At 45.7% G+C, this 14,231-nt stretch carries 13 protein-coding genes; 12 read left to right on the top strand and 1 reads right to left on the bottom strand.

Going from position 1 to position 14,231, the window contains the following annotated elements; translation table 11 throughout:
- Positions 1-148 precede the first annotated feature (148 nt).
- From OXH00_22770 to OXH00_22715, 12 genes are all read left to right on the top strand, one after another.
- Positions 149-1,144, top strand: coding sequence for a lysylphosphatidylglycerol synthase transmembrane domain-containing protein (locus OXH00_22770; GenBank protein ID MCY3743847.1), 996 nt, complete (start codon positions 149-151; stop codon positions 1,142-1,144).
- Positions 1,141-1,956, top strand: coding sequence for an amidohydrolase family protein (locus OXH00_22765; GenBank protein MCY3743846.1), 816 nt, complete (start codon positions 1,141-1,143; stop codon positions 1,954-1,956). Before OXH00_22770 ends, OXH00_22765 begins: the two co-directional genes overlap by 4 nt.
- 493 nt (positions 1,957-2,449) lie before the next feature.
- Entirely contained in the window at positions 2,450-2,797 is a 348-nt protein-coding gene (locus OXH00_22760) for a hypothetical protein (protein ID MCY3743845.1), read from the top strand.
- 22 nt (positions 2,798-2,819) lie between these two features.
- A complete protein-coding gene (locus OXH00_22755) occupies positions 2,820-3,032 on the top strand; it encodes a hypothetical protein (GenBank protein ID MCY3743844.1) in 213 nt (70 codons plus the stop codon).
- A gap of 31 nt (positions 3,033-3,063) precedes the next feature.
- Positions 3,064-4,245, top strand: a complete 1,182-nt coding sequence (locus OXH00_22750) for an SLBB domain-containing protein (GenBank protein ID MCY3743843.1) — start codon at positions 3,064-3,066, stop codon at positions 4,243-4,245.
- 57 nt (positions 4,246-4,302) lie between these two features.
- Positions 4,303-4,977: a hypothetical protein gene (locus tag OXH00_22745; GenBank protein ID MCY3743842.1), complete on the top strand. Its 675-nt coding sequence runs from the start codon at positions 4,303-4,305 to the stop codon at positions 4,975-4,977.
- A 7-nt stretch (positions 4,978-4,984) separates the two neighbouring features.
- Positions 4,985-8,053, top strand: coding sequence for an N-6 DNA methylase (locus tag OXH00_22740; protein ID MCY3743841.1), 3,069 nt, complete (start codon positions 4,985-4,987; stop codon positions 8,051-8,053).
- A 994-nt stretch (positions 8,054-9,047) separates the two neighbouring features.
- Positions 9,048-9,809 (top strand): hypothetical protein, encoded by a 762-nt coding sequence (locus OXH00_22735; protein ID MCY3743840.1) that lies wholly within the window; start codon positions 9,048-9,050, stop codon positions 9,807-9,809.
- 16 nt (positions 9,810-9,825) lie between these two features.
- Positions 9,826-10,056, top strand: coding sequence for a hypothetical protein (locus tag OXH00_22730; protein ID MCY3743839.1), 231 nt, complete (start codon positions 9,826-9,828; stop codon positions 10,054-10,056).
- A 2-nt stretch (positions 10,057-10,058) separates the two neighbouring features.
- Positions 10,059-10,502, top strand: coding sequence for a type II toxin-antitoxin system VapC family toxin (locus tag OXH00_22725; GenBank protein ID MCY3743838.1), 444 nt, complete (start codon positions 10,059-10,061; stop codon positions 10,500-10,502).
- A gap of 19 nt (positions 10,503-10,521) precedes the next feature.
- Positions 10,522-12,126, top strand: a complete 1,605-nt coding sequence (locus tag OXH00_22720) for an AAA-like domain-containing protein (protein ID MCY3743837.1) — start codon at positions 10,522-10,524, stop codon at positions 12,124-12,126.
- 29 nt (positions 12,127-12,155) lie between these two features.
- Positions 12,156-13,088 carry a PorV/PorQ family protein gene (locus tag OXH00_22715; protein MCY3743836.1) on the top strand — a complete coding sequence of 311 codons (933 nt, stop codon included), beginning with the start codon at positions 12,156-12,158 and terminating at the stop codon, positions 13,086-13,088.
- A 374-nt stretch (positions 13,089-13,462) separates the two neighbouring features.
- On the opposite strand, the gene OXH00_22710 is transcribed toward OXH00_22715, so the two are convergent.
- Positions 13,463-14,155: a gamma-glutamyl-gamma-aminobutyrate hydrolase family protein gene (locus OXH00_22710; protein MCY3743835.1), complete on the bottom strand. Its 693-nt coding sequence runs from the start codon at positions 14,153-14,155 to the stop codon at positions 13,463-13,465.
- Positions 14,156-14,231: the final 76 nt, after the last annotated feature.

The following is a 14,231-nucleotide window of genomic DNA, read 5'->3' as shown; positions in this document are numbered from 1 at the left end:
CAGACAATTGTAAGATGCATATTATAGAATGCCACAAACTAAAAAGCAAGTCTTTAAAAGAAATCTTGACAATTAAACCTTCAACGGATACCATAATACAAATTCTATAAAACAGAAAAATCAATCATAACCCATAGCGAGCGTGCCTTTGAACAGAGAACAATTCCAGCGGATTGCCAAGATCGGCTTACCAACGCTACTCGCAGTCATCATAACCTACTTCCTCTTAAAAGAGATTGACCTTCAAGAGATACCGCAAACCCTGCGTCGATTGTCAATAAAGGCACTCTTAATCGGATTCACATGCTACTGTTTGTTAGTTCTGGCGAAAGCCTCACGGTTCCGAGCACTGCTGAATCTTGATAGCAGTCTACATCAGATTTTTCCAATTTTAGCGTTGCATACCTTTTGGGGCAATATCCTCCCGATGCGGACAGGGGATGTCTCTTATGTCTATCTGATGCAACGTCGGCAGAAAGTGGAAGCAACACAAGGGATTGCTTCGCTGCTGGTAGCAAGTCTGATTGATTTGATATTGTTAATGGGTTTAGTGATTGCAACCGGGTGGCTCCTGCGTGCTGAACTTCGGGATACCTTCACTGGCATTGTTCTGTATCTCATGCCCCTTCTTATAGGAAGCGGTTTAATTTCGGTCGTCGTTTTCGTCTCTGTCGCGCCGAAGGTCTGTATGAAACTCGCTGACCGATGCGCGAGACCGCTATTACGCCTTGAAAAGCGAGCGGTTTCATGGATTGTCGATAAGGGGTTACAGGTGCTGCAGGAACTCACGGCGTTCCGATTGAATCGACGGTTTTTGGAGGTGTGGGCATATTCTTTGATGTGCCTTGTAATCCGATTCGGATTTCAGTGCTACCTTGTTGTTGAAATGGGGGTTGATGTACCAATAACGCAGGTGTTGTTTGCACTTGCATTTACCAACGTCTTTAATCTTTTGCCTGTCCAAACGATTGGCAACTTCGGGACGACAGAGTTTCCGTTCGTCTGGCTGCTATCACATTTCGGGACCTCTATAGAAGTAGCGACTGTCACAGGGTTTAGCCTGCACATCCTGATTCTACTTTACTGTGTACCTTTAGGTCTATACGGATATTTCAAAAAACCGAAGGAGTCATTAGAGATATGAGAATTATTGATCCACATGTTCATGTTTGGAAAAACGATCCGCAGTTTCCGTGGGCACCGGAGACAACAAGTCCGCCCACCGAGGACGCTACCGCAGAGATGCTTTTGGAACTAATGGCAGCAAATGATGTAGAAAAAACCGTCCTCGTTCAAGTCATCCACTATCGATGGGATAATAGTTACGCCGCGGACGTTATGAAAAGGTATCCCGATAAATTCATGGGCGTGTGTCGGATCAACCCCGAAGACCCGGCGGCACCGGAACATCTCAGCCGTTGGACAGAAGAGCACGGTTTCCATGGCGTGCGGCTGAGTCCGTCTGTCGGACCCGCCGGTGATTGGTTCACAGGACCGTTAATGCCGCCTATCTTTAGTCGTGCCGAAACACTCGGTGTACCACTGCTTATGCTCACTGGAGCCGAGCGATTGGTCGATCTTGTGCCGCTTTTGGAGCAGCACCCGGATCTCGATGTCGTGGTAGACCACATGGCGAGCTGCTCGCCTGATGCGCCTGAAAAACTTGAATTACTGCTCAATCTTGCAAAATTTCCTCGCGTCTATGTCAAAATAAGCCATACGTGGTCAATCTCGAAAACAGGGTACCCATGGTCGGACACATTTGAACAGGTTAAGGAAGTATATCGCGCCTTCGGCGGTTCGCGACTCATGTGGGGTACTGATTGGCCCGTCTGTCTCAGCCGTGCCAGTTATGCAGAAACCTTGGCGGTTGTCCGAGATGAGATGGATTTCTTTACACCAGAAGACCGGGAATGGGTGTTAGGCAAAACGGCACTACGTCTCTGGAAATTCTAATGTCTCAATCCGCAGGTCCGGTAGGTTCGGTTTGGAACCGCCCCGGATTTACGAGGAAACCTTGAAGATTTCAAAAACCTCTTGAATATGTGCCTACTCGGACAGAAATTGCTGACGGCTGATGGCTAATTGCTGACTGCTTCTAATTTTAACATTTGACAAATTCTCGCACGTGTGTTACTATAATAACGCAAGTTGCCACCTATTTATCTACATAGCACTCCTACGGAGTGCGGTCGCTTAAATATGCTGTTTCTATAGATATAACACCCCTACGGGGTGAAGAAAGTGTCGGAAAAACCGCGTTACAATGCTCAAAATCCGTTGGTAGCAACTTGGGTTATAATAATGTGAATGTACCAACGAGAACCCGCTTAACGTAAAAGCACCGTGGTGTGGCGTCGTACAAAACCCTGTCCTCTTTTACTGGCGAGGTTTCCTATGGGAAACACCCTATCAAAAACACCTCGCCCGTTTACATGGAGAAAACACCATGCCGTTTTGCCCACAATGCAACACTACATATAAAGAAGCAATCTCAACATGTCCGGATTGTCAAGTATACCTCGTGCCGCAAGCAGCACAAACCGAGATCCCGGAATACGGGGACTGGTACGCCCTTGAATCTGTGCCGAACGAATTAGCAGGAAATATCCTTCAGAGCGTCTTAGAAGATGAGGGGATTCCGGTCTATTTGCGCTGCCATGAGGTGCCTAATTATGGTGGCGTAAAAGGCAACGCCTCCCAGTCGGAATGGGGTGATGTCCTTGTGCCGGTTAATTTAGTCCCACGCGCCCGGGTATGTCTCAAAGCCTATTTCGATTCGTTGAAGGAAGAATAATAAGGCACACAAGCAGATCGTTATGAAAGCCAAGCAACTCTACCTCATTAAGGAAGCAAAAGCGCATGTCCGCATGGCTGGGAAAGTCTATGTCCGAGGACATCGTAGGCGGAACGGAAGTTATGTCAAAGAGCATTGGCGGCGGCGACCTAACAAAAGGATCGGTATCCACAAACGGTTTGAATCAACAGCGGCTCAACTCACTATCTTTGAAACCAACGAAACCTCAAATTGACACAAGTTGAAAGGTGCTGTGAGAAGAGATTGTGGCTGGTGATTCTGAACATACCCAAATGACATCTTCTCAGAAAAACGCTATGGTCTACTTTTTCCGAAGTTTACAAGCCTGCCTTATTTTACTTTTTTGCATTGCGACTCCCACACTTTTTAGCGATGTTTACCGTATCAAGAAAGGTGATACTCTTCTAATTACTGTCATCGGGCAGCCGGAATATACGCATTCCGTGCAGGTCCGTGGGGACGGTAGAATCAACTACTTCGGCGGCGAGTTTGATGTTGCTGGGGCTACAGTGACAACGGTCAATCATCGGATTCGCGAGTTTCTCAAGCACATTAGCAACCCTGTTGTTATGGTGTCCTTGGTGTCCCAAGAAAACGGAGTCTTCGTCGGCGGTGCAGTGAAAACCCCCGGACGTTATACCATTTCGCCGGAGACCGATATCGATTTATACCGTGCCATCGCGCTCGCGGGCGGTATGGCAGAGAACGCTGATCGCCAAGGTGTCCAATTAATTCGCACCGATACAACCCAAAAAGTTGAAACCTACGACCTCTCAACAAACCATCCTGACCGCAATATCCGCGTCAACATCAACGATTTGGTGTATATTATGCCACTGGCGGTTGTTGAAGTGCAAGGGCAGGTACAAAACCCCGGAAAACTTTTTGTGCGTGGAAACATTGGTATCAGGCAAGCACTTGCCCGCGCTGGCGGCCCCGATCGAGAAGCTGATCTGACCGCTGTTGTGAAGGTCGCAAAAAGCGGGTCACTCTCCGAATTCAACCTCTCCGAACAGTTTTGGAAATCGCCGCCAAGGGGTGTCGAGCTTCCATCTTTATCAGACGGTGATGTCTTGTTTGTCCCTAATGTCTTTAAGGTTGAGCCTATCTATGTAACGGGGTACGTTCGCGCCCCGGGCGCGCAACGTGTTCGCGGTCCTTTGACCATTGCGCGGGCACTTGCACTCGCTGGTGGATTCGAGGTTTCTGCCAACCGTGAAGAGGTCCTCATCCACCGGCGTGATGGTACAACCATAGAAACACCTTTCACATTCAACCCAGCTGAAGGTGAGGCACGGCAAATGCTACTCTACCCCGGTGACATTTTAGAGATTAAAAAGAAGTTCCAAGTCAACTGGGGTCTCGTCAGTACCTTCGCCTACATCGTCATCAGCGGCGTGGGTATTATCATCCAGTTGACACGGTAAATTGTTAAGCGCGACGCGAGCAGACTTCAAACGTCTTTTTTAAAAGGAGCGATAAAAGTGCAGTTAAAAAAAGTACACCGCTACATCATCTTCTTTTTCGCTTTACTCCCTATTACTGCTTACGCTCAGACAAGTATATACAAACTCCCGAAAGGCAGGACGGGGCTTGAACTTGGGTTTAGTACAACCGAAAATATCAACACAATAACTGGTAGCCTTGATTACGGAATTGACAGGGATTTAAGAATTTCTTTCGCAGGGGGAGTTGCCCTTATTGAGGATGATGTGTACAATAGAATGTTAGAAATTCCGCCAGCTCCTGTGGTTGGACTGTCGGTAGTCCGAATTAACTCGTTGGGGCAGACAGGCTTAGATTATTTTCTTCAGGGGAGTTTTAGTGCTATGTTTTCCCGGACTGTGAATGCTGCAACAAGTGAGACGTTCGTTAAAACACGGATACTTGGACTTACCGGTGGCGGTGGTGTTTTAAAACGGTTGGGTACGAAATCAAGATGGGGTATAACCCCATTTTTTGGCGTATATTATTCAAGTGCTTGGGATGTTACAGAGCGGCAATGGACAGGATTTGAAGAAACTGTGAGCGATAGTAGTATTTTAGGAGAAGCCGGGGTAGAAATTCAGATGTCAAAGACGACGAGCATCATCGGATCTCTTCTATTTTCTTTTGAGAGTTCTGATACCGCTTTTAGTATCGGGATAAATCTGTATTAAAAATGCTATGCCCCATCTCAACATCAAACCCACCCACAAATCCATCAAAAATTACTATGCCGAGCTCCAAGAATACGACAGCATCGGCGCAGCACATGAAGGCGCAGTCCGAACGGCATTCCAGAGTCTCCTCCAACACTACTGCCGACAGGCAGACCTCATCCTCGTTTGTGAAAAGACACATTACACACCGGAGAACAGACGGATAACACCCGATGGCGAAGTCGTTGATACCTTCGGGCTGCCTTATGGCTATTGGGAAGCAAAAGATACACAGGATGATCTTTACGTCGAAACGGATAAGAAATTCGCCGCGGGCTACCCTTCCAAAAATATCGTCTTCCAGTCCCCGACACACGCGCTGCTTTATCAACACGGGCAGCTGCAACTGGACTTAGACATCACCGAACCGAGAAACCTCGTCAACGTTCTCCAGAGCTTCTTCGCGTATCAGGAAGAGAACATCTCGGCGTGGCATACCGCCGTCTCTGAGTTCAAGGAGACCGTCCCTGAACTCGGTGAAAAATTGACAGCGTTAATCGAAACCGAACGCCAAAACAACCCGCGATTTCAGAAAGCATTTATCAGTTTCCATGAACAGTGCCAAACTTCAATCAATCCGAACCTCTCCATCGCCGCTGTAGAGGAGATGCTCATCCAGCACCTGTTGACGGAACGCATCTTCCGCACCGTTTTCAACAACCGCGATTTTACACGCCGCAATATCATCGCCCGCGAAATTGAGAACGTCATCGACGCGCTCACCTCACAGACATTCGACCGCAACCAGTTCCTCCAGAGTTTGGACCCCTTCTACGTTGCAATCGAGCAGACTGCCGCCACTATCACCGATTTCTCACAGAAACAGGGGTTCCTCAACACCGTCTACGAGCAATTTTTTCAAGGCTTCTCCGTCAAGGTGGCAGATACGCACGGCATCGTCTACACACCGCAACCGATCGTCGATTTCATGGTGAAAAGCGTCGCGCATATTCTACAGACCGAGTTTGACCGTTCCCTCTCTGATACCGGTGTGAATATCATCGACCCGTTTGTTGGGACTGGCAACTTTATCGTCCGTATCATGCAAGCACTTGACCCTATCGCATTAGAGCGAAAATACACCGCCGACCCGCCAGAACTCCAGTGCAACGAGGTGATGCTCCTACCTTACTACATCGCCAGTCTCAATATTGAGCATACGTTTTACACGGCAACGAACCGGTACGTCCCTTACGAAGGCTTGTGCTTGGTGGATACATTTGAGATGGCAGAAGACCGCCAGATGCAGCTATTCACCGCCGACAATACAGAGCGGGTTGAGAAGCAAAAGAAGTCGCCGATGTTTGTCGTCATCGGTAATCCACCCTACAATGTCGGACAGGTCAACGAGAACGATAACAATAAGAACCGGAAATATAAAACAATGGATAAACGGGTGCGGGAAACCTATTCGCATGATTCAAAGGCAACGAACAAAAATGCCCTCTCAGATTCGTACGTCAAAGCAATTCGATGGGCATTGGACAGAATAGAGAAAGAGGGTATTGTAGCCTTTGTGACAAACAACAGTTTCCTCGACGGTATAGCGTTTGACGGCATGCGGAAACACCTCGCTGAAGATTGCGCCGCGATTTATATTTTGGATTTGGGTGGGAATGCAAGGAAGGGGTTAAAGGTCTCCGATGCCAATGTATTCGGAATTCGTGTCGGTGTGAGTATCAACCTATTTGTCAAGAAAGATGGGAACTCATCAGAATCCCCCTGTATCTTCTACTACCGGACCGACGATTTGTGGGACAAAAAACAGAAATTCAGTTTTCTAAATGAGTCTCAACACGCTGGCGATATTCAGTGGCAAACGATTCAACCAGATGCACGCCAGACATGGCTCACAGACGGGTTTCACACCGAGTTTGATACCTTCATTCCAATGGGGACTAAAGAGACAAAAGCAACAAGAGGTGAAGTAATAGATGTGATTTTCAAAACTTATAGCAGTGGTGTAAAAACCAATCGTGATGCTTGGGCTTACAACTTCAATCAAGACGCTCTCACTGAAAACATGAGGGGGATGATTGAGACCTACAACGAACAGGTATTCAAGTGGGAACGGCGGGAAAATCAAGATGCTGAGGTTGATGATTTTGTGGTTTCTGATGATGAAAAAATCGGTTGGAGTTCAGGCTTGAAACTGAAATTGAAAAGTGGACAGGTCGCTGATTTTTCGCCTGAGCAAATACGGACATCTCTTTATCGTCCATTCACGAAATCTAACCTTTACTTTGACCGAATGATGACTGAACGTGTATACGTCTTTCCTTCTATTTTTCCTGTACTCGAAACCGAAATAGAAAATCGAGTTATATGGCTTAAGGTCGGAAAAGAATGGCCAATGTTTGGATTAATGGTCAATCGGCTTGCAGATCAATTGCCACAGGGTGGCTCTCAATGTTTCCCATTCTATATCTATGACGAAGACAGCGCAAACCGCCGCGAGAACATCACCGATTGGGCATTGGCAGAATTCCGAACCCGCTACAAGGACAATACTATCACCAAATGGGACATCTTTCACTATAACTACGGACTCCTGCATCATCCGGCGTATAGCGGAAAATACGAGGCAAACCTCAAACGTGATCTGCCACACATCCCCTTTGCCAACGACTTCTGGGGATTCGCAAAAGCAGGCGAACGGTTAGCAGACCTCCACGTCAGCTACGAATCCCAACCCGAATATGATAAACTCAAGTTCGTCCAGAACCCAGACACACCCCTCGATTGGCGCGTCGAGAAAATGAAACTCTCCAAAGACAAAACGCAGATTGTATACAACGATTTCTTGACACTTGATGGCATCCCCGAAAAAGCGTTTGATTACCGACTCGGCACCCGTTCCGCGTTGGAGTGGATAATTAATCAATATTGTGTTAAAATAGACAAACGCAGCGGTATTGTGAACGATCCAAACCGTGCAGACGATCCGCAGTATGTCGTCAAACTCATCGGCAAGGTGATTACTGTCAGTCTGGAGACGGTGGATATTGTTGAGAATTTGCCAGCGTTACAGTAGTAGAAGAACCTGCTCGGCGTGCCGTAACCTATACTTTCTTGATTCTCTCTGTAAAATATGCTATTATTTATGAACGATTGATTCTGATGGCAGAAGTTGGGAGAATTTCCGTAAAGATAATAGTAGTCTTTCAACTTTGAATTTGAGGGCAGGTTCGTAGTAGTGCGATTTATCGCACGTCCACAAGTCAATAACGGGCAATAATGCACGTCGCATTTGGGGTTTTTGCTTGGGTGTTTCTTCGCGTACGCCGCAGACTTGCCCTACTACGAACCTATGAATTGTCGGATGAGGATTAATCAAATGACTGCAGCAGTTATCATCACAGGTTCAATTCTTGGTGTAATAGGCATCAGTTTTTCTATTTGGTCCATCATAGATACCAGAAAACGGACAAGCATTGGGAAACACCGTGAAAAAAATTAAAAGTTTCATCTATCTGGATGAATATAATCTGATAGGTTATCGTTGATTCTAAATAGTCAAATTTTGTAAAGAGACTGTTTTCAATCAAAAACGACATGAGTCCTATAAATTTCATAAGCAGCGTCGAATACCATACCTGTATTCGGCGTTAATTTTTGTTTATAGTAGATTCCGTAATTACTTATACACTCGTATCGTCGTGTGAACTCTGAAGTTATATGCCACAGGCTAACAGCCTATGCTACAAGGAAACCCAAACTAAAAGTTTAGACTACAAGTGTTAAATTATTTTCGGATTTTACTATAAGCCGGGATTCAGACAGTTTCAAGGAAAACTGAACACTGCTGAATGTAGATGGCAGGAAGATTCAGTTTTCGATTCTGATTTCGATTTTCATTTACATAAGTTAACGTTTTTTCCGTAAGATCGCGAGCACAGCTCGCTCCTACAGAAGAAAGTATATCCATATATGGAGTAAATTTTTAAAACTGAATCGCTCTGATGTAGATGGGGCTTTTTGTTGCCAAATTACCAAGATTGGGTTAAAATATACATAAGGAGAAAATTATGGGGATCATAGAGTGGTTAAACGCAAATAGTGGCGTGATAATAGGGGTTGCCACCGTTGTGCTTGTTGGTATCACAGGTATTTACGTTTATCTGACATGGCGGCTGCTAAAAGCCAATAACACGCCTGAAATTGCAATATCACTCCGGTGCCATGAAGCATACGTTAGTCTCGTCATGATCTGTGTAGAAAATATAGGGACAGGCGCAGCCCGGAATCTACGGTTCGGAACAAAACCTTCTTCTATACCCTGTCTTGACATACCATTTGAGAAGATCGGTTTTCTCAAGGGCGGAATCGCTTACTTTGAACCCGGACGGAAGATTGAACAGTTTTTGGTCAATGTAATGGATAAATATGATGAACTCAAGCAAATACCATTGGAGATTACCGTTAAATATAAAGACGTAGTGGATCGCGAGCATGAACGCACATTTCATCTCGATTTTAGCGAGAACGAGGGGTTCTCACACATTGGTAGACCACCGCTTTTTGAGATAGCGGAGGCCACTAAAAAGTTACAGGAGGATGTCAACAGCATTGCCACTGGCACTCGAAAACCCGTAATTCTGACTGAACCCGTATTTGAGCATAGGATACGGAGGCATACTGACTTTCTGGAGAGTCGCATAAGTCAATACCCGCGTAATATTCAAGAAAAAATTTTACAGAAAGTAGACTTCCTTATTCAAGATCAAGATCGGGAAATACGTGAAAAATCGCAGAAGGATGAGACAGAAACGGACGCGAATGCGTCATAAAAAGGAGATGAAACAGATGACGGTTACGGTTTATAGTTATCCGAATAATAATAATAATTTACATTTAGAAGTCCTTGACAATGCTAAGAAGGTATCAACAGTTAACAATGCGCAGTTATCTCTTGAGGAATTTGAGGCATTAGCAGATGAATTGGGAAAAAAATTTATGAAATATGTCGGTCCTGATTTTCCACCATTATCAGACTATGCGATGAGTCGCGAAGGTATATACGAAGATCATCCATAGTTATGATTTATCTGACTGACACCAATGTTTTGTTGGGATTTTCATTCCCCGCTGATCCACGTTCCCCAATTGTTCGGGCTGCTATCCGTGAATTGTTGGCAAATGAACACCAACTACGAACTACGTCACAAAATTTTGCGGAATTCTGGAACGTATCTACTCGACCCACTGATCGAAACGGTTTTGGACAAACAACAGTTGAAGCAGATGACTTATTGCAAGATTTGGAAAAGCTTTTCCCTTTGTTACCCGATTCGTTCACAGTCTATCCAGTGTGGAGACAACTCGTCGTAAAGTATGATGTGTCCGGTGTTCAGGTTCACGATGCACGGTTGGCTGCGTCAATGATTGCTCATAATGTAAAGCATATCCTAACTTTCAATGTAACAGACTTTCAACGCTATACTGATGAAGGAATTGAGGTTGTTAATCCTGCAGGGGTTTAGCCATCAATTGGAATAAGAAATGAGACGTTTTGGCACCCAAGGTCGCGTATACCCCAATAAACATTATGTCGTCTCTCGGACCGATGAGATTGCCGATTTTATCGACCGCGTCAAAGATGGACGTTACATTGTCCTCTTCGCGCCGCGGCAAACCGGCAAAACTACCTTTTTTCGATTGGCACTGGAGGCACTCACGACGCAAGATACAGCCTACTTTCCTATACAATTGGATTTTCAAATAGTGCGCAACACCGCCCCTGCCACTTTTTATCAACGACTCTACTATATGATACAGCGGGAAATAAAGACCGTTTTTCAACAACGCGGGAAAATTCCCCCAACATCACTGATACAATTTTTGGAGGAAACGCAGCTAACCGATGAATTCTCACTGATGATTTTTTTTCAGGAATTATTGGGTTTTCTTGAGCATAAGAGAGTTGTTGTTGTTATCGATGAGTTTGATGGTATCCCACAAACCGTTGTAAGCGATTTTCTGTATACACTCCGCCACGTTTACTTATCTGATGAACCTCGGTGTCCACACAGTGTTGGCATCATCGGGGTTAAAAGTATCACGCAACTCAACTACGATAGGTCTGTTTCCCCGTTCAATATTCAAGACGAGTTTCGCCTGCCGAACTTTACCCTTGAACAGATACAAGGACTGCTGGGACAATATACAGACGAAATTGGGCAAGCGTTTGTCCCCGAAGTCGTTGAATCCATTTATAAACAGACTGCAGGACAGCCCGTGCTTGTCAACCGGTTCGCGCAGATCCTTACCGAAGAGATGGATATCCCGAAGGCTGAATCGATTACGATGACGCACTTCACAACGGCACATACACAGCTGCTGCGGGAACGGAATACCAACATTGATCAGTTGACAACAAATATCCGCAGAGATCCACGTTTTGAGAGCGTTCTGATGCAAATTATGGCACGCGATGAAGGTGTAGATTTCAACTTGGATGATGACATTATCAGTGAACTCGCTACCTATGGTGTCATCAAAGAGGGGGTTGACGGTATGTGTGATATCCTCAATCCGATTTATCTCTATCGGATTATGAGGGCATTCAAGCCAGTCGTAAATGGATTGGAGCAGGAATACTTTTCAGAAAACACCAGTGATGAGTTGCGGGATTATCTCACATCTACAGGACAGATTGAAATGAAAGCGTTACTTGATAACTTCCAAGACTTCATTGGACGCGCAGGATTCAGAATCCTGCAAGTGCCAGAGACCCCCCAGGAGTCGGTAGGACGGCACCTTTTGCTCGCCTACCTTGATGCGTTCGTTAAACGGATCGGCGGTCTTATGCACATCGAGGTGCCAACGGGACGCGGCAGAATGGACATCCTTATCACCCACAATGGGAGAAAGTATGTCGTTGAAACAAAAATTTGGAGAGGGAACAACCGTTATCAAGTAGGTAAAACGCAGCTTGCGGCGTATCTTAAGTCGGAAGGAGCAACAGTGGGATACTATGTCGTGTTTGATCACCGGCAGACCCCTGAACCGCGAGTTGAAACGGAAGTCATTGATAGTGTATCAATTCGGAGTTATGTTATTCCTGTGATGCAGGATGTCCCCTCAAACGGCCAAACTGAAAGATAAAACATTTAGAAAATTAGATGGAAATACTTATGAACAGATTTTTTACATACACCTGCATTACAGTTCTCATTTTCGCATGTGGACCCGTCATAGCAGATAACACCGACATCCACGAAAACGCTGGCACCCGCGCCATGACGTTCCTTAAAATCGGGGTCGGCGCGAAAGCAATCGGGATGGGCGAATCCCAAGTCGCTGCGACCGATGATCTGTACGCCTCTTATTGGAATCCAGCGGGTCTGGCGAAACTTCAAGAACCACAACTTGCACTCATGCACAACGAATGGTTTGCTGGCATCAATCATGAGTTTGTCGGGGTTGCGCTGCCATTGGGGAATATCGGCACCCTCGGTGCCAGTGCAAGTTTCTTGTCTTTTGGCGAATTACAGGGGCGCGATAGGGAGGGAAACGAGACGACAGTTTTCCGTCCTTACGATCTCGCGATGATCTTTTCGTATGCGCGTAATATCAGCAGTTCCATCGCCTTCGGTGCGAACGCGAAATTCTTACGCGAGGAGATTGCTGACGAAACGGGGACCGGTATCGCCTTTGATCTCGGTGGGTTATACACTTTTTCTGATATACCGCTTTCGTTGGGGTTCAACGCGCAGCACCTCGGACCGCGTGTGACGTTTATTGAAGAGGCGTTCGGTTTACCTGTTACCTTCAGGCTGGGTGCAGCATACAGACTCTGGGGTGAGGCACTTGTCCTAACGACAGACGTTATCCGTCCCGCCGACAACGATATTTCTCTTGCGGTCGGGGCAGGCTACACGATCGGCAATATCTTGCAACTCCGCTCTGGCTATAATTACAGGATCGGCGGCAACGATTTAGGTGCGATTTCTGGACTCAGAGGCGGTTTCGGATTGAAGGTTCTGCGATTTCAAGTCGATTACGCACTCGTCCCCTTCGGTGTTCTCGGATTGACACACCGGTTCTCTTTGGTCGCTAATTTCTAAATCTTGTAATATACGTAGGTTGAGTAGAGCGGTAAAAGACCCATAGGTGTCAATTTAGGATTTACATGGTCCCGTAGGTTAGGTAGAAGGGAACTGAGATGTGAGTATCACTGTTTCAAAGATACGTCGAATCTAATGTACTACCGTATATCCTCAAAAACATAGTGAAACCCAACTTCAGGCTTTACGATGAAAGTGTTGGGTTTCACTGGGTATTTTGTTTGATTAGCGTGTATAGAGGTGCCTCATCTTTCTGTAACCTTTACGGATTTGATGGCATCCGTTCTACCCAACCTACGATACTAAATGCGCCTAAGTCCTGTAGGGACGGCATGTTTATAGATTTGTGAAATCCCCTAAATGGACTTATGGTGTTATCGAGAGGCAGCCTTAATAAACGCCTCAAATAGTTTACGTCTGTGTTCACGGAATTCAGCGGTCTGGGTCATCCGCTCTGGATGGTATTGCACGCCAAGCACAAACCGTTTTGATCTATCTTCTATTGCTTCAATGATGCCATCTTTTGATTGTGCAGTTACGGTAAACCCTTTGCCAATTACTTTTAAGGCTTGATGATGTCTTGAATTAACTTCGGTGATGCTCTCACCTGTAATTTGGTTTAGTAGACTGCCTGGTTGAATCTTATTAATACTATGCCAAGAGTCGTCCGAATTTACCAGTATCTTATGGGTCAAACGGCATGTAAACTGTGAAGGAATATCTTGGTACAGGCTGCCTCCTATTGCAACATTCATAATCTGGATACCGCGGCAGATTCCGAAAACGGGGAGATCTTTCTCTATAGCCCACTTGTATAGTGGTAACTCCAGCTCGTCGCGAGCTGCGTTAATGTCTGTAGTTTCATGCCTCTCTTCACCATAATAGGCCGGGTCAATATCGGGACCCCCTGTTAGTAAAAGTCCGTCAATATCAGCGTATTCAGAATCTGGCACATCGGGATACAGTTTGCGGGGTATGCCGCCGAACTCTTCAATGGCGTGGATATAGTTCTTAGAAGTACCCCTTATACTCTCGGATGAAAATGTAATTCCGATAATAGGTGGCATATATAAAAGTCTCCTTTTGAATCGTTTTACTATACATAAATTATACCTTATTTTGCGGACAAATAGCAACCTAATC

This window comes from Candidatus Poribacteria bacterium, from assembly GCA_026706025.1.
Lineage (GTDB): Bacteria > Poribacteria > WGA-4E > WGA-4E > WGA-3G > WGA-3G.
The sequence above is the reverse complement of the archived record's forward strand: the minus strand, read 5'-3'. Positions and strand labels throughout refer to the sequence as shown.